The organism is Sphingomonas sp. ABOLH, from assembly GCF_003951715.1.
Taxonomy (GTDB): domain Bacteria; phylum Pseudomonadota; class Alphaproteobacteria; order Sphingomonadales; family Sphingomonadaceae; genus Sphingomonas; species Sphingomonas hankookensis_A.
Genome location: NZ_QQWV01000001.1, coordinates 115142 through 137117, shown reverse-complemented (window position 1 = coordinate 137117; position 21976 = coordinate 115142). Strand labels below are relative to the sequence as shown.

Annotated in this window: 26 protein-coding genes; 17 read left to right on the top strand and 9 right to left on the bottom strand. The window is 67.0% G+C overall.

Translation table 11 applies throughout. The features are described 5' to 3' along the window. Nucleotides 1–60: 60 nt before the first annotated feature. The 9 genes from argS to tatC all read left to right on the top strand — a co-directional run bounded on the left by argS (nt 61) and on the right by tatC (nt 6954). Nucleotides 61–1788 (top strand): arginine--tRNA ligase, encoded by a 1728-nt coding sequence (gene argS / locus CA237_RS00730; protein WP_066687020.1) that lies wholly within the window; start codon nt 61–63, stop codon nt 1786–1788. After that, the gene (locus tag CA237_RS00725) at nt 1788–2519 is read left to right on the top strand and encodes an SPOR domain-containing protein (protein WP_232307819.1); all 732 of its coding nucleotides are present in this window, start codon (nt 1788–1790) and stop codon (nt 2517–2519) included. Before argS ends, CA237_RS00725 begins: the two co-directional genes overlap by 1 nt. 46 nt (nt 2520–2565) lie before the next feature. Beyond that, complete coding sequence (gene nagZ, locus CA237_RS00720; RefSeq protein ID WP_066687023.1) at nt 2566–3570, top strand: beta-N-acetylhexosaminidase; 1005 nt, start codon at nt 2566–2568, stop codon at nt 3568–3570. A 65-nt stretch (nt 3571–3635) separates the two neighbouring features. Then, on the top strand, nt 3636–4067 hold the full coding sequence (locus tag CA237_RS00715) for a hypothetical protein (RefSeq protein ID WP_066687026.1): 432 nt from the start codon (nt 3636–3638) through the stop codon (nt 4065–4067). A gap of 32 nt (nt 4068–4099) precedes the next feature. Continuing rightward, a complete protein-coding gene (locus CA237_RS00710) occupies nt 4100–4831 on the top strand; it encodes a ScpA family protein (RefSeq protein ID WP_066687029.1) in 732 nt (243 codons plus the stop codon). Continuing rightward, nucleotides 4828–5394 (top strand): SMC-Scp complex subunit ScpB, encoded by a 567-nt coding sequence (gene scpB / locus CA237_RS00705; protein WP_066687032.1) that lies wholly within the window; start codon nt 4828–4830, stop codon nt 5392–5394. Before CA237_RS00710 ends, scpB begins: the two co-directional genes overlap by 4 nt. Before the next feature lie 38 nt (nt 5395–5432). Further along, nucleotides 5433–5711, top strand: a complete 279-nt coding sequence (locus CA237_RS00700) for a twin-arginine translocase TatA/TatE family subunit (RefSeq protein ID WP_066687035.1) — start codon at nt 5433–5435, stop codon at nt 5709–5711. 47 nt (nt 5712–5758) lie between these two features. Further along, the gene (gene tatB, locus CA237_RS00695) at nt 5759–6169 is read left to right on the top strand and encodes a Sec-independent protein translocase protein TatB (RefSeq protein ID WP_066687039.1); all 411 of its coding nucleotides are present in this window, start codon (nt 5759–5761) and stop codon (nt 6167–6169) included. Continuing rightward, the gene (gene tatC / locus CA237_RS00690; protein WP_066687042.1) at nt 6166–6954 is read left to right on the top strand and encodes a twin-arginine translocase subunit TatC; all 789 of its coding nucleotides are present in this window, start codon (nt 6166–6168) and stop codon (nt 6952–6954) included. The genes tatB and tatC overlap by 4 nt, the downstream gene beginning before the upstream one ends. A gap of 98 nt (nt 6955–7052) precedes the next feature. Here the strand turns inward: tatC and CA237_RS00685 are convergent, their stop codons facing one another. The 4 genes from CA237_RS00685 to lipB form a co-directional block, all read right to left on the bottom strand. Beyond that, the gene (locus tag CA237_RS00685; RefSeq protein ID WP_066687046.1) at nt 7053–7187 is read right to left on the bottom strand and encodes an entericidin A/B family lipoprotein; all 135 of its coding nucleotides are present in this window, start codon (nt 7185–7187) and stop codon (nt 7053–7055) included. A gap of 305 nt (nt 7188–7492) precedes the next feature. Continuing rightward, a complete protein-coding gene (locus CA237_RS00680) occupies nt 7493–8164 on the bottom strand; it encodes a hypothetical protein (protein ID WP_126012314.1) in 672 nt (223 codons plus the stop codon). 205 nt (nt 8165–8369) lie between these two features. Then, complete coding sequence (locus CA237_RS00675) at nt 8370–8642, bottom strand: hypothetical protein (RefSeq protein ID WP_066687061.1); 273 nt, start codon at nt 8640–8642, stop codon at nt 8370–8372. Between the two features lie 89 nt (nt 8643–8731). After that, nucleotides 8732–9418: a lipoyl(octanoyl) transferase LipB gene (gene lipB, locus CA237_RS00670; RefSeq protein ID WP_066687065.1), complete on the bottom strand. Its 687-nt coding sequence runs from the start codon at nt 9416–9418 to the stop codon at nt 8732–8734. Nucleotides 9419–9478: 60 nt separating this feature from the next. Here lipB and CA237_RS00665 point away from each other — a divergent pair, with 60 nt between their 5' ends. Next, a complete protein-coding gene (locus tag CA237_RS00665) occupies nt 9479–10315 on the top strand; it encodes a hypothetical protein (RefSeq protein ID WP_066687068.1) in 837 nt (278 codons plus the stop codon). Beyond that, the gene (locus CA237_RS00660; protein ID WP_126012312.1) at nt 10312–11046 is read left to right on the top strand and encodes a hypothetical protein; all 735 of its coding nucleotides are present in this window, start codon (nt 10312–10314) and stop codon (nt 11044–11046) included. The genes CA237_RS00665 and CA237_RS00660 overlap by 4 nt, the downstream gene beginning before the upstream one ends. Here CA237_RS00660 and CA237_RS00655 read toward each other — a convergent pair. Together CA237_RS00655 and hemF are read right to left on the bottom strand one after the other, a co-directional pair. Beyond that, entirely contained in the window at nt 11019–11612 is a 594-nt protein-coding gene (locus CA237_RS00655) for a GNAT family N-acetyltransferase (protein WP_066687074.1), read from the bottom strand. The two genes, CA237_RS00660 and CA237_RS00655, sit on opposite strands and share 28 nt — an antisense overlap. 4 nt (nt 11613–11616) lie before the next feature. Beyond that, nucleotides 11617–12459: an oxygen-dependent coproporphyrinogen oxidase gene (hemF, locus tag CA237_RS00650; RefSeq protein WP_066687077.1), complete on the bottom strand. Its 843-nt coding sequence runs from the start codon at nt 12457–12459 to the stop codon at nt 11617–11619. Between the two features lie 183 nt (nt 12460–12642). Here hemF and kduI point away from each other — a divergent pair, with 183 nt between their 5' ends. The 6 genes from kduI (at nt 12643) to CA237_RS00620 (ending at nt 19980) form a co-directional block, all read left to right on the top strand. Next, nucleotides 12643–13482 (top strand): 5-dehydro-4-deoxy-D-glucuronate isomerase, encoded by an 840-nt coding sequence (gene kduI, locus CA237_RS00645; protein WP_066687080.1) that lies wholly within the window; start codon nt 12643–12645, stop codon nt 13480–13482. A 104-nt stretch (nt 13483–13586) separates the two neighbouring features. Then, nucleotides 13587–14339: a 2-dehydro-3-deoxy-D-gluconate 5-dehydrogenase KduD gene (kduD, locus tag CA237_RS00640; RefSeq protein ID WP_066687083.1), complete on the top strand. Its 753-nt coding sequence runs from the start codon at nt 13587–13589 to the stop codon at nt 14337–14339. Beyond that, the gene (locus tag CA237_RS00635; protein WP_126012310.1) at nt 14336–15337 is read left to right on the top strand and encodes a sugar kinase; all 1002 of its coding nucleotides are present in this window, start codon (nt 14336–14338) and stop codon (nt 15335–15337) included. Before kduD ends, CA237_RS00635 begins: the two co-directional genes overlap by 4 nt. A 66-nt stretch (nt 15338–15403) precedes the next feature. Then, on the top strand, nt 15404–17980 hold the full coding sequence (locus CA237_RS00630) for a PAS domain-containing protein (RefSeq protein WP_241215397.1): 2577 nt from the start codon (nt 15404–15406) through the stop codon (nt 17978–17980). After that, nucleotides 17977–19173, top strand: coding sequence for an MFS transporter (locus CA237_RS00625; protein WP_126012308.1), 1197 nt, complete (start codon nt 17977–17979; stop codon nt 19171–19173). Before CA237_RS00630 ends, CA237_RS00625 begins: the two co-directional genes overlap by 4 nt. A gap of 45 nt (nt 19174–19218) precedes the next feature. After that, nucleotides 19219–19980 (top strand): metallophosphoesterase, encoded by a 762-nt coding sequence (locus CA237_RS00620; RefSeq protein ID WP_066687093.1) that lies wholly within the window; start codon nt 19219–19221, stop codon nt 19978–19980. Between the two features lie 51 nt (nt 19981–20031). Here the strand turns inward: CA237_RS00620 and CA237_RS00615 are convergent, their stop codons facing one another. From CA237_RS00615 to rplM, 3 genes are all read right to left on the bottom strand, one after another. Continuing rightward, the gene (locus tag CA237_RS00615) at nt 20032–20781 is read right to left on the bottom strand and encodes a class I SAM-dependent methyltransferase (RefSeq protein WP_126012306.1); all 750 of its coding nucleotides are present in this window, start codon (nt 20779–20781) and stop codon (nt 20032–20034) included. A gap of 155 nt (nt 20782–20936) precedes the next feature. Continuing rightward, nucleotides 20937–21491, bottom strand: coding sequence for a 30S ribosomal protein S9 (gene rpsI / locus CA237_RS00610; protein WP_126012304.1), 555 nt, complete (start codon nt 21489–21491; stop codon nt 20937–20939). Next, nucleotides 21491–21970 carry a 50S ribosomal protein L13 gene (gene rplM, locus CA237_RS00605; RefSeq protein WP_084401188.1) on the bottom strand — a complete coding sequence of 160 codons (480 nt, stop codon included), beginning with the start codon at nt 21968–21970 and terminating at the stop codon, nt 21491–21493. Before rplM ends, rpsI begins: the two co-directional genes overlap by 1 nt. Between the last annotated feature and the right edge of the window lie 6 nt (nt 21971–21976).

The following is a 21976-nucleotide window of genomic DNA, read 5'->3' as shown; positions in this document are numbered from 1 at the left end:
CTTTGCAGGGGCGGCGGTATCGGCTAAGCGGCGCGTTTGGATCAATCGACCGGAACCGCCATGACGCTGTACCCCCGTTTCTTCGCCCATCTCGACCGCGCGCTCGACACGCTCGTCGCCCGTGGCGACCTGCCGGCGGGGTTGGAGCGACGCGCGATCACGGTCGAACCGCCGCGTGACACGACCCATGGCGACCTGTCGACCAACGCCGCGATGGTGCTGGCCAAGCCGGCCAGGACCAATCCGCGCGCGCTGGCCGAGCTGCTGGTCGCCGAGCTTGCCGGCCTTCCCGAAGTCGCTAGCGCCTCGGTCGCCGGCCCCGGCTTTATTAACCTGACGCTCACCGACGACACGTGGCGCGGTGAACTGACCGCGATCGCCGACGCCGGCGACGCCTATGGCCGGTCGCAGGTCGGCGCGGGGCAGGTGGTGAACATCGAATATGTCTCGGCCAACCCGACCGGCCCGATGCACATGGGCCATTGCCGCGGCGCGGTGGTGGGCGATGCGCTCGCAAGCCTGCTGGAATGGAACGGCGCGCGCGTCATCCGCGAATATTATGTCAACGATGCCGGCGGGCAGGTCGCCGTCCTCGCCCGCTCGGCGCACCTGCGCTACCGCGAGGCGCTGGGGGAGACGATCACCATCCCGGAAGGGCTGTACCCCGGGGACTATCTGGTCCCGGTCGGGCAGATGCTCGCGGCCGAATTTGGCGACCGTTACGTCGATGCGCCCGAAGAGGAATGGTTGGCGCTGTTCCGCACCAAGACGGTGGCAGCGATGCTGGAAATGATCCGCGCCGACCTGCAACTGCTCGGCATCCACCACGACGTCTTTTCGTCGGAAGCGGACCTGCAGGCGGCCGGCAAGCCCGAAGCGGCGGAGGCATGGCTGCGCGAACGTGACCTGATCTATGACGGCGTGCTCGAGGCGCCGAAGGGCGAATTGCCCGACGACTGGGAACCGGTCGAACTGCCGCTGTTCCGCTCGACGAAGTTCGGCGACGACCAGGACCGCCCGATCAGGAAGTCGGACGGCAGCTGGACCTATTTCGGCGCCGACCTCGCCTATCATTTCCAGAAGGCGCAGGGCGCCGATCAGCTGATCGACATCTGGGGCGCGGACCATGCCGGCACGGTCAAGCGGATCGTCGCGGCGGTGCAGGCACTGACGGAAGGCAAGACCCGCTTCGACGTGAAGCTGGTGCAGATGGTACGCCTGCTGCGCGGCGGCGAACCGGTCAAGATGTCGAAGCGCGCCGGCAATTTCGTGACACTGGCCGATGTCGTCAACGAAGTCGGCAAGGACGTCGTCCGCTTCACCATGCTGACGCGCAAGGCCGATGCGCAGATGGACTTCGACTTCGCCAAGGTGGTCGAGGCGTCGAAGGACAACCCGGTCTTCTACGTGCAATACGCCCATGCCCGCGTCCATTCGCTCGTCCGCCGCGCGGCGGAGGCGGGCATTGCCGAGGACGCGAACGCCGACCTGTCCCGTCTCGATACGGTCGAGCTGGCGCTGGTGAAGCGCGCGGCGCAGTTCCCGCGTGTCGTCGAAAGCGCGGCGGCGGCGCGCGAACCGCACCGGATCGCCTTCTATCTCTATGATCTGGCGGCGGAGTTCCATGCGGCATGGAATCTGGGCAATGACGATCCGTCCCGTCGGTACCTTCAGGTCGACGACCCTGCGCTGACGCAGGCGCGGCTTTTCCTCGCCCGCGCGATCGGGCAGATTATCCGCAACGGCCTGGCCATCATGGGTGTCGAGGCGGTCGAGGAGATGAAGTGATGGCGGACATGATCGCATCCGGCGATCCCGACCACGAACGCCTGCCCTGGCTGGAAAGCGCGGAGCCGGAGCCGGAACCCGCGCGTCCGATCTGGCGCACGGTGCTGATCGTGCTGATCGGCCTGCTGATGGTCGGCACGATCGCCTTTGCCTTGCTGCGCCATCGAGGCGCGCCGACCGCCAGCGGCACCGGCGACCTGATCGCCGCGCCGGAGGGTCCGTACAAGACCCGCCCGCAGGAAGCCGACGGCATGCGCGTGACCGGCGACAGCGACACCGCGATCGCGACCAGCGAGGGGGCGACTGGGGGCAACGCGTCGGTCAACCTGAACGCCGTTCCCGAAGCACCGATCCAGGGCAAGGCCGCCGCGCCTGCCGCCGGTCCGACCAGCAGCGGCACCGGGCGGGTGGCGACGGCCGTGCCGACCACCACTACGCGGTTGGAAGCGCGTGCGCCAGCGGCGGCCGCGCCGGTCGAAACCGCGCCGGGTGCCGGCGGTTCGGTCGTGCAGCTCGGCTCCTTCCCGAGCGAGGGCGTGGCGAACACCGCGTGGAACCAGCTGTCGCGCCGCTTCGCCTATCTGGCTCCCCTGGGCAAGTCGGTGCAGACGGCGGAGGTGAAGGGCAAGACCGTCTATCGCCTGCGCGTGAATGCGGGCAGCGCGAACCAGGCGTCGGACCTCTGTGGCAAGCTCAAGCTGGCTGGAGAGAATTGCTTCATAGCCCGATGACATACCCCGGTTGTCGCGGTCGGGGACCTGCGGTAGCCGTCACCCTATGAAGCCCGTAATCTTTGGCCTGTCCGGCCCGACGCTGACCGCCGACGAAGCCGCGCTGTTCCGCGCGGCCGATCCGCTCGGCTATATCCTGTTCGGTCGCAACTGCGTCGATCGGGATCAGATGCGCGCCCTGACCGATTCATTGCGCGATCTGTCGGGGCGGGCGGACCTGCCGATCCTGATCGATCAGGAAGGGGGTCGCGTTGCGCGGATGCAGCCGCCGGTGTGGCCCGCCTTTCCCGCCCCCTCGGCCTTCGCCGCGCTGTACGATCGTGCGCCGTCCTCCGCCATCGCGGCGGCGAAGGCCAATGGGCAGGCACTGGGCGTCATGCTGGCGGAGGTCGGGGTGACGGTCGATGCGACGCCGCTGCTCGACGTGGCGCAGTCCGATATGACCGGCGCGATCGGCGACCGCAGCTTCGGTGCGGACCCGATGCAGGTCGCAGCACTTGGCCGCGCGACGCTCGACGGACTGGCCGCGGCCGGAGTGGTCGGCATCGTCAAGCACATGCCGGGCCATGGCCGCGCGACGGTCGACAGCCACCTCGAGCTGCCGCGCGTCTCCGCACCCGCCGATGCGCTCGAACAGGATATCTCGCCGTTTGCGACGCTGTCTTCCGCGCCGATGGCGATGACCGCGCATGTCGTGTTCGAGGCATGGGACGCGGCGCTGCCCGCCACCCTGTCGCCAACGGTCATCCGCGATATCATCCGCGGGCGGATCGGCTTCGACGGGCTGTTGATGACCGACGACATCGACATGAAGGCGTTGAGCGGTGCGCCCGCCGACAAGGCGGCGGACGCCATCGCCGCGGGTTGCGATGTCGTGCTCGACTGCTGGGCGCGCATGGAGGAGATGGCAGCGATCGCGGATCGGCTGGACGATATCGCACCGGTGTCCCGCGCGCGCCTCGACCGTGCGATGGCGGGGATCGGCACTGCCAGCCCGGTTCCGCTCGCCGAACTGGTCGACACGCGCGACCGCCTGCTGGCGCTTGCCTAAGGCGCTTATCGGTTCTTAACCAGGCGGTATTATCCTGCCCGCGCCTGCCGCCTGGGAACCGGAAGATGCTGCCGACCGAGCCTCTGCCCCTGCATCATAGCTGGCCGATCTTCGAACGGGGACTGCGCCTGTCCGAAGGGCTGCTCGACATCGGCTACAGCCCCGGTCTGGCCGGCGACGGCCCATTCTCCTGCGATCTGACGACGAACCGACTGACCTGGTCCGAAGCGACCTTCCTCCTGTTCGGGCTGCCGATCGGCGTACCCCCGAAGCGCGAATGTGTCCTGCCGATGTATCGGCCCGAATCGCGCGCGGCCGTCGAACGGCTGCGCAGCCATGCCATTCGCCACCACCGCGGCTTCACCATCGATGCGGCGGTCGACGCGCCCGGTCAGCCGTTCCGCTGGCTCCGTATCGTTGCCGCCCCCGACATCGAGAACGGCCGAGCCGTCCGGCTGCGCGGCGTGCATCAGGACGTCACGCACGAATATCGGTGACGGATCGCGCGGCGAGCCGGTAGGATCGCGCCATGGACGCCGATGCGCCGGTACTGACGATCGAACTGGACGGGTGGGAAGGGCCGCTCGACCTGCTGCTGGCGCTCGCCCGGACGCAGAAGGTCGATCTGCGCCGGATATCGATCCTTGCGCTGGTCGAGCAATATCTGCGCTGGATCGATCGGGTCACTGCCCTGCGGCTCGAACTGGCGGCCGACTGGCTCGTGATGGCGGCGTGGCTTGCCTATCTGAAATCCGCGTTGCTGCTGCCGCGCGAACCGGAAATGGATCCCGACCCGGAGGAATTGGCGCTGCGCCTGCAACTGCGGCTCGAACGACTCGATGCGATGCGGGAGGCCGGCGCGCGATTGATGGCGCGCGACCGCATCGGCCGCGACGTGTTCCTGCGTGGCGATCCCGAAGGGCTGAACGTCGTGCGCAAGGCGCGGTGGGACGCCGGCCTGTACGATCTGATCGAAGCCTATGGCCGGATCAGCGCCCGGACCCGCCCGGTGCTGCATGTCGTCGCGACGCGACCGGTGATGACGCTGGAGGTTGCGATCGAACGGGTCGAGGCGATGCTCGGCACGCGGATCGACTGGACCTCGATCGCCGCCTTCCTGCCGATCGATGCCGAGGAGCGCTATCGGCGTTCGGCGCTCGCATCGACCTTTTTGGCGACGCTCGAACTTGCGCGGCAGGGGCGGGTGGCGATCCGGCAGGATGCGCCGTTCGGGCCGATCGATATCCGGCGCATCGCATGACCGATCCGTTCGTCCGTGCGGTAGAGGCGGTGCTGTTCGCCAGCGAAGCACCGATGACGGTCGCGATGATCGCCGCCTATGTCGGGGACGGGGATGTCCGTGCCGCGCTCACCACGATCGAGGCGGATCATGCCGGGCGCGGCTTCGGCCTGGTCCGGCGGGGAGAGCATTGGCATTTCGAAACTGCGCCCGACCTAGCCCATTTCCTGCGCCGCGACCGCGACGAGTCGCGCCGCCTGTCGCGCGCCGCGATCGAGACACTGGCGATCATCGCCTATCATGAGCCGGCGACCCGTGCGGACATCGAATCGATCCGCGGCGTGCAGATTTCCAAGGGCACGATCGATGTGTTGCTGGCGGCGGGTTGGGTCCGACCGGCGGGCAGGCGCGAGGTGCCGGGCCGTCCGCTGGCGTACGCAACGACGCAGGCGTTTCTCGACCATTTCGGGCTGAACAGTCGCCGCGACCTGCCGGGGATCGACGATTTGCGCGCGGCGAGTCTGCTCGAACCAATCGACGATGCCTTTGCAAGCGTGCTGGAAAGCGGCGGCGATAGCGACTAAGTGGACGGCAACGATCCGTTTCGCTTGGAGTGTAGACGATGGGTGGTCTTAGCATTTGGCACTGGCTTATCGTCGGCGTCGCGATCCTGCTGCTGTTCGGCAAGGGTCGGTTTTCCGACATGATGGGCGACGTGGCCAAGGGGCTGAAGAGCTTCAAGAAGGGCATGGCCGAGGATGACGATGTGCCGCCGCCCGCGCGTCCGCGCGAACGGCTGGAACAGCGTCCGCTCGATACTGGCTATGATCGTGATCCGGCGCCGCGAGACCCGCTGCACCGCGACCCCGTTCGCGACGACCGCCCACACGGCGACCGCTGACTTCCATTCCCCGGCGGGCCGTGGCGCCCGCCCGACCTTGAGCGCCGATGTTCGATATCGCTCCCACCGAATTGATGGTCGTCGCGCTGGTCGCGCTGGTCGTCATCGGTCCCAAGGATTTGCCGAAGGCCATGCGTATCGTCGGCCTGTGGGTCGGCAAGGCGCGTGGCGTCGCGCGCCAGTTCCGCTCAGGTTTCGACACGATGGTGCGCGAAGCCGAACTGGCGGAAATGGAAAAGAAATGGGCGGAGGAAAACGCCCGGATCATGCGCGAGCATCCCGCCGATCCGCCGGCGGCCGTGCACCCGATCGACGCGCCTTCGCCGCCGCCGCCGGTCCATGATCCCGCTCCGGCATCGCCCGAGGACGATCCGGCTCCGGTGATGGTCGAACGGCCCGAACTGCGTGAAGCACCCGGCGACCATCCGCCCGCCGCTGATGGCAAGGCCCCGTCATGAACGATATCGACGACAGCCAGGCACCCTTGCTCGATCACCTGATCGAATTGCGCCGTCGCCTGCTTTATTCGGTGGTCGCGGTAGCCGCGTGCTTTGCGCTCTGCTTCTATTTTTCGCACCAGATCCTGACGTTCCTGCTCAAGCCCTTGCTGGCGGCGGGGCAGAAGCGCGTGATCTTCACCCAGATTTTCGAGGCGTTCTTCGTCCAGATCAAGGTGGCGTTCTTCGCCGCGATGATGCTGTCCTTTCCGGTGATCGCGAACCAGCTCTGGCAGTTCGTGGCACCGGGCCTGTACCGCAACGAAAAGAAGGCGCTGTTCCCGTTCCTGCTGGCGACGCCGGTGCTGTTCATCGCCGGTGCTGCGCTGGCCTATTACGTCACCATCCCGGTCGCGCTGCATTTCCTGCTCGGATATCAGGGCAATCTGGGCGGCGTCGAGCAGGAGGCGATGCCCTCGATCGAGAATTACCTCTCGTTCGTGATGCAGTTTCTGTTCGCGTTCGGCCTTGCCTTCCTGTTGCCGGTGCTGTTGATGCTGCTGGAGTTGGCCGGCATCGTTACGCGCAAGCAGCTGGTCGGGGCGCGGCGGTACGCGATCGTCGCCGCCTTCGCGATCGCTGCGGTCGCGACGCCGCCGGACATCGGGTCACAGTTCCTGCTCGCTGTACCGCTGATCCTGCTCTACGAACTGGCGCTGATCGCGATCTGGTTCACCGAGAAGCGTCGGGCGAAGCGCGATCCCGCTACGGACGAAGTCAGCGAGGTCGACGACCAGACCATCTGACGCCGGCGTGGCTCTCTGGCGTCCGACACGAAAAAGGGCGGCTCGGACATGGTCCGGGCCGCCCTTGTCGTTCCGGCGTCTCTAGCGCCGGATGCGACTTACTTGCTGTCCTTGGCGGCGCCCGCGACGGCGTTGCCGGCCGACGACACGTCCCTACCGACACCTTCGACGGTGTTGCAGGCGCTGACGGCCAGGGCGCCGGCCACTACGGCAAGGCTCAGAATCTTACGCATATCGATCTCCCGGTTTCGCGAGACTCGCTCGCTCCGGCGAAAGAATGTTTGGCGAAAATATTCGTTCCGGCATGGAAATGGGATGGCCAGCAAAAAGCGACCCGCCGGTTTTGAGGCCGACGGGTCGCTTAGGTGAAACCAGTATATGGACCCGGTGGCACTACCGGGGGGGGGGAGGGTTTGCGCCTACCGGGTCCTTTTAGCGGATAGCGAGAGCGGGGGGGCATAAGATCGCTATCCGAGGGTGATAACGGCAGGCCTTATCCTTGGTTCCGGTATTCCGCGTTTTTTTTTGGAAAGCGGCGTCAGCTGGGGAACGCGCCGCACTTCTTGGTCTGCCAGATGCCCTTGCGCCAGCATTTCGGGTTTTCGAACTGGTACAGGCGCACCGGGCGCATATACGGAATCTGCCGCGTGAACTGCTGTTCGCCGTAGGGAACCAGCGAATTGCGCAGCTTGCGCATCCGCAGCTGGGCGAATTCGCCCAGATAGCCGCGCGGCACGAACAGCGCTTCCTGCCCGATCTCGTTCGCGGCCTGGCAGAAGCCGAGCTGCGCCGACACGGTCGAGAAGCTGGAATACACCCGCGTACCGAACTGGTCGAGCGCGGTCTGGCCGGCCTTCAGCGAACCGGTGGTCCGATCGAAATACTTGTCCAGCGCGGCATAGCTGTCCTTCAGCTCGTCGGCATGGTCGAACAGCATCGCGTTGTAGTTGTTCAGCGTCTGCATCGTCGGTTCGAACTGGCATTGCAGCGCCGCGACGTTCAGCGCCGAGCGCATGTTCCACAGCACCGCCGCGCGCAGCTCGGCCGGGGTCGCGCCGGGCAGCGCCTGCGTCGTGACGCCCGGTTCCTCCCCGGTGACGCGCGGGCCCTCCAGATCATAGGGCTTGAAAAAAAATTGGGCCGACGCGGGGGATGCCGCGACGGTCAGGGCGGCGGCAGCGGCCAGGACCAGGGTACGCACTACGCTCATCTCTTCCTTTCACGGCGCGGGCTTGGCGCCAGGGCAAGCAGCGATGGTTAAGGCGTTTTTCGTGGCGACCCAAGCCCCAACTTGCATCGGATCGCCACGTTTCGCCGCACAGGGGCGTAACGATCCGGCCGGCCGGGGACGGATAACGAAAAGGGCCGCCCGGTCGCCCGGACGGCCCCTCGCCAGAATAGCCGAAATCGGCTGATTACATGGCGTTGGTCATGCCGGCTTCGTTCGACATCATGGTGTCGTTCGACATCATCATGCTGTCGTTCGACATCATCATGGTGTCGTTGCCCATGGCGCCGTCAACGGCGGTCATGTTGTCCGACATCGTGCCGTCCATCATGTCGGTCGAGTTCAGGTCGGTGATGGTCGCGTTGTCGGCGGTGGTTTCGGTGTTGCCGCCGCAAGCCGACAGCGCTAGCGCCGCGCCGGCGATGATCGAACCGGTCAGGATCTTCGAGAATGCACGCATGGTAAGCTCCCTAAGCTATGGATAGGCGGCGTTTCTTTTGCCGTTAATACCCAATCCGTGCTGGACATTAGTCGAAGGGGTGCTTGCCCTCAAGCCTCTTTCGCAGGGGGGTACAGCCCGTCCAGAAAAGCCGGCAACCCGGCGGCGAGCGCTGCATCGAACATTCCCGGGTCGACCGTCTTTCCAAGCGCCGCTGCGCTGGTCACGGGAAATTCGGCGATCCCACACGGGACGATGCCCCCGAAATGTGACAAATCTGGGGCCAGATTGACCGAAAATCCGTGCAGCGTCGCCCAGCGGCGCACCCGTACGCCGATCGCGCCGATCTTCGCTTCGGTGCCGCCATCGGACGTCCAGATGCCGATGCGATCGGGCACGGCATAGGCATGGATGTCGAAGGTCGCCAGCGCACCGATCACCCACGACTCCACCGCATGGACGAAGCGGCGCACGTCGCGTCCGCGCCGCGTCAGGTCGAGCATCAGGTAACCGATCCGCTGGCCAGGACCGTGATAGGTGTAGCGCCCGCCGCGCCCCGCGGCATGAACGGGAAAGCGCGGGTCGAGCAACTCGGCGGGGTCGGCGCTGGTGCCGGCGGTGTAGAGCGGCGGATGTTCAAGCAGCCAGATCATTTCGGCCGCCATGCCATCGGCGATCGCGGTCGCGCGGGTCTCCATGGTCGCCAGCGCCACGGGGTAGTCGATCTGTCCGGTTTCGGGGCGCCATTCGATCTGCTGCGCGGTCGCGACGGGCGGGACGTGGGGGTCAGGGGCCATTTTCATTCAGGATCAGGATGGGTAGAGCTTCCATCGGATAAAAGGGGAGCAAGTGCAACGATGGCAAAGATCGGGACGATCTGGGACCGCGCCGTGGATTTCGTGCGCGACCATGCCGGCGAACTGATGCCGGTGCTGCTGGTCACGCAATTCGCGGTGCCGGCGCTCAGCGGCAGCCTGAACGGCGTCCGCGCCGATGCGACTGGCGGCATGGCGGCGCTACTGGGAGTTTTGTCGCTGGTGACCGCCGTCGTGTCGCTATGGGGCGCGCTCTATCTGGTCGCGTTCTCGGCGCAGCCCAACGGACAGGAACAGCATCGCGTCGCGCTGTCGCTGGCCCGCACGCGCTTCCTGCCGATGATCGGGGTCAGCATCGTGCTGATGGCGATCCTGGCGGTGCTGGCGATCCCCGGAGTCGTCCTGGCCGTTGCGAGCGGATTCGACTTCACATCGGTGATGAACGGCGTGCCGCCCCAGCCCTCGGAAATCGGCAAGCTCGGCTTCGCGCTGCTGTATTTCTTTGTGCTCGCGTTGTTCCTGCTGTGGGTGTCGGCCCGGTTGCTGCCGATCAACGCCGTGGTCGCGCATGAGCGGCGGGGCGTCGGCGCGATCGGCCGCGCCTTCGCCGTGACGCGCGGCATGACGTTCAAGCTGATCGGCGTGCTGATCCTCTACGGCATCGTCGCCGGCGTCGCGGTGTCGGCGGCGCAGTTCGTGGTCGGCGGCCTGATCGGGCTGTTCACCGCCAACGACGGTGGCCTGTCGCCGGCCATCATCGCCGGGGCGTTTGCCGTGGCAGCGGTCAGCGCGGCGCTGGCGCTGTACCAGAGCGCGTTCGTCGGCAAGCTGTACCGCGAAGTCGTCGGCCAGCAGGACGACGCGGCCGTCTTCGCATGAGGTTGAACGTCGCGGCCGCCTGTCACGACGCGGTACAGATCTGGAAGCGGGACCGCGACGTGATCGCCGCGGTCGGGGGCGTGTTCTTCTTCCTGCCTAATCTGGCGTTGGCGCTGTTCATGCGCGAGTCGAGCGTTACGGTACCGGTCGAGCCGAAGGACGATCAGGCACTGATGGCGTCGATGCAGTCCTTCCTGGTCGACAATGCCCCGTTACTGGCGTTTCAGATGGTTGCGGAACTGGTCGGCGTCGCCGTGCTGCTCGCGCTGCTGCTCGATCCGGCGCGGCCCACCGTCGGCGACGCGCTGCGGATCGTCGCGCGGCGGTTGCCGGTACTGATCGCCGCGACGATGCTACTCAACATCGCGTTGGTGTGCGGCGTGGCGCTGTTCATCGTGCCCGGGCTCTATGTCATCGGTCGCGCGGCGATGGTGATGCCGGTGCTGCTGGCCGAGCCGGAGCGGCGGTTCGGCGATGCGGTCGGGCGGGCGCTCGATCTGACGCGCGGTCGGGTCCTGCAACTGCTGTCGCTCTGGGCGCTGATCCACCTTGGCGCCTATTTCATCCAGTCGGCGCTGCAGAGCATCGCCCGCGCGGCGTCGGCGGGCGGGACCAATCCGTTTACCGCCGGCATCATCGCGATCGCGATCTCGGCAATGTCGATGGCGGCGGCTATCGCCTATACGCTGGTCCGCGCGACGATCTACCGCCGGCTAGCCAGCAAGGGGTAATGCGCGCCGCAATCGTCGGGCAACGCCCCGGCGATTCGCGGGTCGGCGAAGGTTTCGATGGTGCGCTGGTACGGCACGAAGCCCGACCGGCGATAGAAGCCAAGCGCGCCGGGATGGTCGAGCGTGCAGGTATGCACCCATACCCGCCGCACGTCCTTCGCCCACGCCATCGCCAGCGCATGCGCCATCAGCCAGCGGCCATGGCCCTTGCCGGCCAGTTCGGGGATCAGGCCGACATAGGACAGCTCGCATTCGCCCGCCGTGCGAAAGTCGAGTTCGAGCATCCCGATCTCGATCCCCGCGCGGTCGACCACGGCCCAGATGCGGACGGCATCGTCGTGGATGATCGCGGTCAGCCGGTCGTCGTCCATCACCAGCCGCGAAAACCACAGCCACGGCCCGCCGACCCGCCGGAACAGCGCGCGATACCGATCGACGCCCGGCCTTTCCCAGCGCACCAGCCGCAGCGGAGAGGGCGGCAGCGGGGCGGGGCGCGGCCGCTCCAGCATCTCCAGCGAGGTGACGATGGTCGCGACCTCGCCCGGCTTGACCGGTATCAACCCCATGGCGTCAGCTCCAGGTCGCGAGCGGCGGCAGGCTCATCAGGATCGCATCGATATTGCCGCCAGTCTTCAGGCCGAACAGCGTGCCGCGATCATAGACCAGGTTGAACTCGGCATAGCGGCCGCGCCATTCGAGCTGTCGCGCCCGGTCGGCATCGTCATAGGGCATCGCCCTGCGCCGCCGCACCAGCTGCGGATAGATCGACAGGAACGCCTCTCCAACATCCCGGGTGAAGGCGAAATCACCGTCCCAATCATTGCCCAGATGGTCGTAGAAAATGCCACCGACGCCGCGATGGACGCCGCGATGCGGGATGTAGAAATAGTCGTCGGCCCATTGTTTGAATTTGGGGTAATGCGCCGGATCGTGCGCGTCGCACGCCGCCTGCATCGCGGCATGGAAATCCGCGGTGTCCTCCGCATAGGGGATGGGCGGGTTGAGATCGGCTCCGCCGCCGAACCAGCGCTTCGTCGTCACGAGGAAGCGGGTGTTCATGTGCACCGCGGGGACATGCGGATTGGTCATGTGCGCGACGAGGCTGATGCCGGTCGCGAAGAAGCGCGGGTCGTCCGCCGCGCCGTGGATCGACTTGGCGAATTCGCCCTCGAAGGTGCCGCCGACGGTCGAGACGTTCACACCGACCTTTTCGAAGACCTTTCCCTTCATCACGCCCCGCACGCCGCCGCCGCCCGGCGCACCCGACGGATCGACCCGGTCCCATGGGGTATAGGCGAAGGCGGCGTCCGATCCCGCCTCGCGTTCGATCGCTTCGAACGCGGAGCAGATGCGGTCGCGCAGCGATTCGAACCAGGTACGGGCGGATTGTTGCTGGAGATCGAGCGGTTGCATGGCACGCGACTTAGGCCGGAACGCACGCGCTCGCAAAGCCTCTCGTTATGAGGACAGGAAACCGGTGTCAAAAACGGGGTCGACGTCAGCAGGGTTCGCCGGTAGAAGAGGCGCCAATCAGAGCGAGGAATGCCGGTTCGGCCGCCAAAGGCCGCTGATACCGGTTACCATCAGGAGAGAGTGATGTTCGACCGTACCTATTATGCCACCCACCCGGACATGATGGAATGCGTGTCGAACGAGGAGCTGCGCGACCGCTACCTGATCGACGGGCTGTTCCGCGAGGGCGAGTGCGTGCTGAACTACACCCATGCCGACCGGTTCGTGATCGGCGGTGTGGCGGTCGGCGATGCGCCGGTGAAGCTGCCAGCGCAGACCGAGCCGAAATCGGCGGAGGGCCATCCGTTCCTCGAACGCCGTGAGATGGCGGTGGTCAATGTCGGTTCGGCCGAGGGCAGCGTGACCGTCGACGGTGAGGTGTTCATCCTTGGCAACAAGGACTGCGTCTACGTCACCATGGGTGCGGTCGACGTCGAGTTTGCAGGCAAGGGTGCGCGCTTCTACATCGCGTCGTGCCCCGCGCATAAGGGCTTCACCACCCGCAAGCTGGGCATCGCCGATGCCAACGCGCTCGATCGCGGCAGCCTCGAGGAATCGAACGAGCGGACGATCTACCAGCTGGTCATTCCCGGCGTGTGCGATTCGGCGCAGCTGGTGATGGGCCTGACCGTGCTGAAGCCCGGCAGCGTGTGGAACACCATGCCGCCGCACATCCACGAACGCCGCAGCGAGATTTATTTCTACTTCGAACTGCCCACCGACAATGACAAGGTGTTCCATTACATGGGCGAGGGCGAAGCAATGCGCCACATCGTCATGGGGAACGAAGAGGCCGTCATCAGCCCGCCCTGGTCGGTGCATATGGGGTCGGGCACCCGCGCCTATGCCTTCATCTGGGCGATGGCTGGGGAGAACCAGGACTATACCGACATGAAGGTGCTCGACATCTGCCAGTTGGCGTGAGTTGACCCCTGGGGATCCCCGCCTGCGCGGGTATACGCGATGCGAATGAACGGGCGCCGCGCGATAGCCTGCATCCCGCCCGAGCGGGAAACCAAGGAGTTGCCATGAATCCCTTCGATCTTTCGGGCCGGGTCGCGGCCGTCACCGGGGCCAATACCGGTATCGGTCAGGCGATCGCCGTCGCCCTGGCCACCGCCGGTGCCGATGTCGCCCTGATTGGCCGCACGCCCGCCACCGACACAGCCGAACAGGTCCGCGCGCTCGGCCGCCGGGCGGAAATCGTCTCCGCCGACCTGTCGACCATCGCGCCGGTCGATCGGGTCGTGGCGGAGACGCTGGAAAGGCTCGGGCGGCTCGACATCCTGGTCAACAATGCCGGGATCATCCGCCGCGCCGATGCGGTCGACTTTACCGAGGAGGACTGGGACGCCGTGGTCGACACCAACCTCAAATCGGTGTTCTTCCTGTGTCAGGCCGCCGGGCGCCACATGATCGCGCAAGGGCAGGGGCGCATCATCAATATCGCGTCGATGCTGACCTTTCAGGGCGGGGTGCGCGTACCGAGCTATACCGCGTCCAAATCGGGTATCGGTGGCCTCACCAAACTGCTGGCGAACGAATGGGCGAAGCACGGCGTCACGGTGAACGCTATCGCGCCGGGCTATATCGCGACCAACAACACCGCTGCGTTGCAGGCGGACCCTGCGCGCAATGCCGCGATCCTTGACCGTATTCCGGCGGGACGCTGGGGGAACCCAGGCGATCTGGGCGGGGCGGCGGTGTTCCTGGCGTCCGATGCCGCGGCCTATGTGCAGGGGCATATCCTTGCGGTCGATGGCGGGTGGCTGGCGCGATGATCCTGTGTTTCGGCGAATTGCTGCTGCGGCTGACCGCGCCGGGCCGCGAATTGTTGATGCAGACCGGGCGGTTCGACGTCCATGTCGGCGGGGCGGAGGCCAATGTCGCGGTCGGGCTCGCCAGTTTGGGCCATGCGAGCGCGATGGTCAGCGCGGTGCCCGACAATCCGTTGGGGCGCGGTGCCATTGCCGCCGTCCGCGCGCAGGGCGTCGATTGTTCGCGCGTCGTAACCCGCGAGGGGCGGATGGGGCTGTATTTCCTCAGCCCCGGCGCGGGCCTCAGGGCGTCCGACATCGTCTATGACCGTGCCGGATCGAGCTTTGCCACGACCCCGGCGGCGGCCTGGGACTGGGACGCACTGCTGGCGGGCTGCACGCGGCTGCACTTGTCGGGCATCACGCCGGCGCTGGGTCACGAAACCGCGCAGGCCGCCATCGCCGCCGCCGAAGCGGCCCGGGCGCGCGGGCTGACCGTCTCGTTCGACGGCAATTACCGCGCCCGGCTGTGGGAGGCGTGGGACAGCGACCCGCGCGCTGTGCTGACCCGGTTGGTGTCGATGGCGGACCTGCTGTTCGGAAACCATCGCGACGTCTCGCTGCTGCTGGGTAAGCAATTTTCGGGCGATGGTGAGGACCGGCGGCGCGAAGCGGCCGAGGCGGCGTTCGCGGCCTTTCCGAACCTCCGCCACATCGCCTCGACCGCGCGGCATGTCGACGATGCCGACCGGCACCGGCTGTCGGCGCGGATCGATATGCCGACGGGCGCGGTACAGATCGGGGAGGTCGCGATCTCCGGCATCGTCGACCGGATCGGCGGCGGCGACGCCTTTGCCAGCGGCGTGCTGCACGCCCTGATGTCGGGCCGGGACGAAGCGACCGCCGCCGAATGGGGGCTGGCGGTCGCCGCGCTCAAACATTCGCTGCCGGGCGATTTCAACCTGTTCCGTCAGGCAGATATCGATGATTTCCTGTCCGGCGGACTGGACGTTCGACGCTGATCCGAGCATAGCGGGCCGGGGGAACGGCCGGTGGGGCGCCACGTTCTGCCATGGATGCGAGGCGACGTGGAACAGGGGCGTGACACGAGCGGGCAGGCGGCGAGCGACGACCGCCGTATCGCGCTGGAAATCGCCGGCGCGGATGGCGGGACCGATCCGTTCGTCGCGGCGGTGCGGGCGACCCGCATGCCGATGCTCATCACCGATCCGCGGCTGCCCGACAATCCGGTGGTTTTCGTCAACGACGCCTTCTGCCGCCTGACGGGTTATGCTCGCGCGGAGATTATCGGGCGGAATTGTCGTTTCCTGCAGGGTGACGACAGCGACCCCGCGACGGTCGCGCAGATCCGCGCGGCGGTGGCGGCGGTGCGGTCGATCGAGATCGACATCCGCAACTATCGCAAGGACGGCACGCCGTTCTGGAACCGCCTGTTGCTGGCTCCGGTGCACGATGCCGATGGCCGCCTCGCCTATTTCTTTGCCAGCCAGCTCGACGTTACGCTCGAACGCGAACGGATGGAGGGGCTCGAATCGAGCAACGCCGCGCTGCTGGCCGAACTCGCCGGCCGCTTTCGCGAGCAGGAGGAGCGCGAGCGCGAGATGCTGTTCGCGCTGGAGGCCGGGCGCTTCGGCACCTGGTCGTTCGACCGCGCGACGCGCCAGCTGACGATGTCGGCAATCTGCCGGACCAATTTCGGCTTCGACGCCGATTATCCGCCCTCGACGGCGGAGGTGTCGGCGATCCTACATCCCGATGATCGGGCGGCGGCGGTAGCGGCGATCGAGGCGAGCTTTGCCGGCGAACCGCTGGAGATCGAGGTCCGCATCCGTCCCGGCGATGGCGAGGTGCGCTGGATCGCCAGCCGGGGGCAGCCGACGCTGGATGCCGATGGCGAGGTCGTGCGGCTGACCGGCGTGTCGATCGACGTCACCGTTTACAAGCGGCTGGAGCGGATGCGCGCGGCGATGGCCGAACTGAATGACGCGCTGCGCCTGCTCGACGATCCGGTCGACATGGGCGTCACCGCGGCGCGGATCATCGGCGAGGCGCTGGGCGTCGACCGGGTCGGCTATGGGCTGGTCGATCGGGCGGCGGAGACGATCACGATCGAGCGCGACTGGAACGCGCCGGGCGTGCGCAGCTTGGCGGGGGTGCTGAACTTCCGCGATTATGGCAGTTACATCGACGATCTGAAGCGCGGCGAGACGGCGATCGTCGAGGATGCCCGGCTGGACCCGCGCACGGCCGACACGGCGGCGCAGCTGGAGTCGATCAACGCCCGCGCCTTCATCAACATGCCCCTGACCGAACTGGGCGGGCTGGTCGCGCTGATCTACACCAACCATGGCGAACCGCGGACGTGGCGCGATGACGAGATCGCCTTCGTCCGCGAGGTCGCCGAACGCACCCGCGCGGCCACGGAACGCCGCCGCGCCGAGCGCGAGCTGGCGGCGCTGGCCGAATCGCTGGAGGAACAGGTCGTCGACCGGACCAAGGCACTGGTCACCGCGCAGGACGCGCTGCGCCAGAGCCAGAAGATGGAGGCGATCGGCCAGTTGACCGGCGGCGTGGCGCACGATTTCAACAACCTGCTGACCATCGTCCGTTCGTCCGTCGACCTGCTGCGCCAGCCCACGCTCACCGACGAACGGCGGGAGCGCTATCTGGCGGCGATCAGCGATACGGTGGACCGCGCAGCGAAGCTGACCGGGCAGTTGCTGGCCTTTGCCCGCCGCTCGGCGCTGCAACCGGCGGTCTTCGACGTCAACGAAGCGGTCGCCAATCTGGGCGATATCGTCCGGACCCTTGCCGGCTCACGGATCGAGGTGACGATCCGGCCGTGTGATGCGGACGTGTTCGTCGATGCCGATCCGAACCAGTTCGACACCGCCATCGTCAATTTCGCCGCCAATGCCCGCGACGCGATGCAGGGGGAGGGGTGCCTGACCCTGTCCGTCGACCGGGTGGATGGTATTCCGGCCGGGCCGGGCGCGCCGGCGCTGCCCGGCCAGTTCGTCGTGATCACGGTCGGCGATACCGGCAGCGGCATCGACGACGAAACGCTGACCCGCATCTTCGAACCCTTCTTCACGACGAAGGAACTGGGGAAGGGGACGGGACTGGGGCTGAGCCAGGTGTTCGGCTTTGCCAAGCAGTCGGGCGGCGAGGTTCGTGCCCGCAGCGTGCCCGGACATACCGAATTCGCGCTCTATCTCCCGCAGGTCCTCTCGCCCGAGCGAAGCGATGCGCCGGCGCGCGAGGTGCCGGTGTCGCTGGCAGGCAACGGCCTGCGCGTGCTGGTGGTCGAGGATAATGTCGCGGTCGGCACCACCACGACCCAGGCACTGGAAGCGCAGGGGTTCGTGCCGGAGCATGTCGTCGACGGACAGGCGGCGCTGGCGGTGCTCGGCGAGCGGCCGGACGGGTTCGATATCGTGTTTTCCGACGTGATGATGCCGGGCATCGACGGCGTCGAACTGGCTGCGCGGCTGCGCGAACGCCATCCCGGCCTGCCGGTGCTGCTGACCAGCGGCTATAGCGACGTCATCGTCCGGCACGGCACGATGGGGTTCGACCTGCTGCACAAGCCCTATACGATCGGCCAGTTGATCGCCGCGCTGCGCCGGGTCGCGGGGCGTTGACCCCCTCCGCCGCCGCGCCCGCGCGCGGCTTCGTCCCGCTCTACACGCTGGCCTATTGCGGGCTGTTCGTCGCGTTCATGCCGTTCGTGTCGATCCTGTTGCAGGTGAAGGTCGTCGCGATCGATCCAGCGAACCGCGTCGCGCTGCTGGGCTGGGCGGTACTGGGCGGGGCGGTCGTCGCCAGTGTCGCGAACATTGCCGCCGGCTGGTTGAGCGACTGGCATTGGCGTCGAACCCGTAGCCGCCGCCTGCCGATCGCTGCCGGTTTGTTGCTGCTGGCGCTGGCGTTCGCGGCGATCCACCGGGCCGTCGACCGGACAACGTTGCTGGTCGCCATCGGCTTCTGGCAGGTTGCGCTGAACCTCATGTTCGCGCCGATGGTCGCGGTGATGGCCGACGAAGTGCCCGATGCGCAGAAGGGGCGGGTATCGGGCCTGCTCGGCATATCGCACCCGATCGGCGTATTGTCCGCCGCCGCCGTCACCGTGCCGCTATTCCCGACCGAAGGCACCCGCTTCGCCGCCAATGTCGCGCTGGCCGCGCTGCTGATCGTGCCGTTCCTGCTATTCGCGCGCGAACGCGGGGCGGGGGGCGGCGGCGCGCCGATCGGGGCCGAGACGGCGGCGGTCGTGCGCGGTGACCTGATCCGGGCGTGGATCGCGCGGCTGGCGATGCAGGTCGCGGGCAACGGCCTGACCGCCTATGCCTTTTTCCACTTCGCCGACCGGTGGCGCGGCAGCGGCGACGCGGCGGGGCCGGTAGCGCAGGCGATGGCGATCGTCACCGCCGTGGTCGTGGTCGCGACGATCGTCGCCGGGCGCTGGTCGGATCGGATCGGTGGCCGCAAGCCGTTCCTGGGCGGCGCGACGCTGCTGGTGATCGCGGGACTGGTCGGCATGGCGGTGGCGCCCGGCTTTATCGGCGCGGTCGTCGGCTATGGCATTGCGCAGACCGGACTGTCGGTGTTCCTGGCACTGCATTCGGCACTGGCGATGCAGATGCTGCCGTCGCCCGAGACACGCGGGCGCGACCTGGCGGTGCTCAACCTCACCAATACCTTGCCCGCCTGCGTCCCGCCGCTGCTGGCCGCGCTGGTGCCTGCCGGGGCGGGGCTGGGCGCGGTATTCGTGGTGCTGACGTTGGTGGCCGGGCTGGGTGGTGGTACGGCGCTGGCGATCCGTTCGGAGCGCTGACCGCCTTCGTGCGTTGCCCGGTTAGTCGATAGCCGGGAGTGCCGCATGATCCGCCTGTTTCACGTCAGCGACGTTCATTTCGGGGCGGAGGACAAGGCGGCGATCGCGTGGTTCGGCGACGCGGTGCGGCGCGAACAGCCCGATGCGGTCATCATGACCGGCGACCTGACCATGCGCGCGCGCACCGCCGAGTTCGAAGCGGCGGCCGAGTGGCTGGAGAGCCTGGGCCGGCCGGTCACTGTGGAGGTCGGCAACCACGACCTGCCGCTCTACAATCTGTTCGCGCGGTTCGTGAAACCCTACAAGCGCTATCGCCGGCTGGAGCGGATGATCGAGCGTCCGCTGGAGATCGACGGCGTTGCGATCGTGCCGCTCAAGACGACCGCCCGGTTCCAGTTTCGCTGGGACTGGTCGAAGGGTTATGTCGGCGACAAGGCGCTGGCGCGGACGCTGGAACTGATGCGCAAGGTGCCGAAGGGCGACCTGATCTTCATCGCGGCGCATCATCCGCTGATCGATGTCGGTACCAAATCGAGCGGCGAAACGCAGGGCGGCATGGTCGCGCTGGATGCCGTGGTCGCGGCGGGCGCGCATGCCGTGCTGTCGGGCCATGTCCACGACCCGTTCGACATTCCCTATCGCACCGCCGCCGGACGATTGCGGATGATCGGCGCCGGCACCCTGTCGACCCGCACCCGCGCCGATCCGCCGTCGTTCAACGAAATCCGGATCGAAAACGGGCAGTTCGAAACGATCGCGCGCAAGATGGGCGTTTCCGACGAACCGGTGACCGCGCAGGCCGACTGATCCGCTTCGACGCCAGCCCGGACTTGATCCGGGGTGACGGCGGGCGTTGCCTTACGAAAGGCGCTGCCCGATCAACGTGCCCTTGGTCCCCTGATTGACCAGTTCGAACCGGAAGTTCGGCCAGCGGCGGCGCCAGCGCTGGGCGACGACCCGCTCGCCCGGACGTGCGCCGTCATCCAGCATCACGACCCCGCCGACCGGCAGCCGATCGAACAGCGTTTCCGCCGCGCCGCGCACATAAGGGTGGATCGTCCATGGGGGGCCGTCGATCAGCAGCAGGTCGACCTGATCGGGCAGCGCGTCGATGTCGTACCACACGCCCGGCCAGTCGCCCGGCGCCGCAACCAGCGGCGCGGCGCGCAGATCGGCATTGATGCCATGTTCGCTCAGCCATTCGCGCGTCGCATCGACGAAGCCGGCATGCTGGTCGAAGCTGATGAGCTGACCACCGCCATGCTTGGCCAGCGCCGCGCCGGTGACGAGGCTCGATGCGCCGGTGCCCAGCTCGACCACGGTGCGCGGACGGCTGGCGGCGATGCGCTCGACGATCAGCGAGAGATAGCCGGTATCGGCCTTCCAGCTGCCAAGGTTCGGAAGGGCATCGGGCGCGAGGCCCAGATCGGCCATCAACCGCGCCTTGTCGGCCTTCTTCCCGCCCGACAGGCTGCGAAGGAGCCAAGGCCACTGGATCGCACCGAACGCGATGGTGAACAATTTGTCCGACAGGCTGCGGCGCAGTTCGTCGGGCCAAAGGTCCGAATCGGCAAGCGGCAGCAGCGAAGTCTTGGCACGCGAGGTCATGGCGTCTCTTGGGTTGTTCCGCCAGCGCGCGGACGGGCTCTCGCTATACCGTTACGTCCCCAACGAAAAGGGCGGCCCGATACCGGACCGCCCCAAATCGACCGCGACTGGCCGCAAACGGGAACTTTTTGTGCTCCCGTTCGTGCCAAATGCGATTAGCGCTTCGAGAACTGGAAGCTGCGGCGGGCCTTCGCCTTGCCGTACTTCTTACGCTCGACCGCGCGGCTGTCGCGGGTCAGGAACCCGGCGGCCTTGACGGGCGCGCGCAGGATCGGCTCGTAGCGGGTCAGCGCCTGGCTGATGCCATGCTTGACCGCGCCGGCCTGACCCGACAGGCCGCCGCCCTTGACGGTGCAGATCACGTCATACTGACCATTGCGGTTGGCGACGCCGAACGGCTGGTTGATGACGAGACGCAGCGTCGGACGCGCGAAATAGACTTCCTGGTCACGACCGTTGATCGTGATCTTGCCCGAACCCGGCTTCAGCCAGACGCGCGCAACGGCGTCCTTGCGGCGGCCGGTGGCATAGGCGCGACCGTACTGGTCGATTTCCTGTGCACGCAGCGGGGTGGTCGGCGCGGCGGGAGCGGCAGGCGCTTCACCGGCGGTGTCGCCCTGCGGAGCCGAAGCCTGCGGCGCGGCAGCGGCCGGTGCCTGCTGACCGGTCAGGTTCGCGAGGTCGGAAAGGGACTGGCGGTTGTCGGACATTATGCGCCCACCTTGTTCTTGCGGTTCATGCCCGCGATGTCGAGAACCTCGGGGTTCTGCGCTTCATGCGGATGCTCGGCACCCTTGAAGATGCGCAGGTTGCGCATCTGCTGACGACCCAGCGGGCCACGCGGGATCATCCGCTCGACGGCCTTTTCCAGGACGCGCTCGGGGAAACGACCTTCGAGGACCTTTTCGGCGGTGACCGCCTTGATGCCGCCGGCATAGCCGGTGTGCTTGTAGTAGGTCTTCGTCTTCGCCTTGTTCGAGGTGAAGCGGATCTTGTCGGCATTGATGACGACGACATTGTCACCGCAATCGACGTGCGGGGTGAACGACGTCTTGTGCTTGCCGCGCAGCACGTTGGCGATGATCGTCGCCGCGCGACCGACCACCAGGCCGTCGGCATCGACGATATGCCACTTCTTTTCCACCTCGTGCGGCTTGGCCGACTTGGTGGTCTTCATGAGCGCCTTCATGGGCGT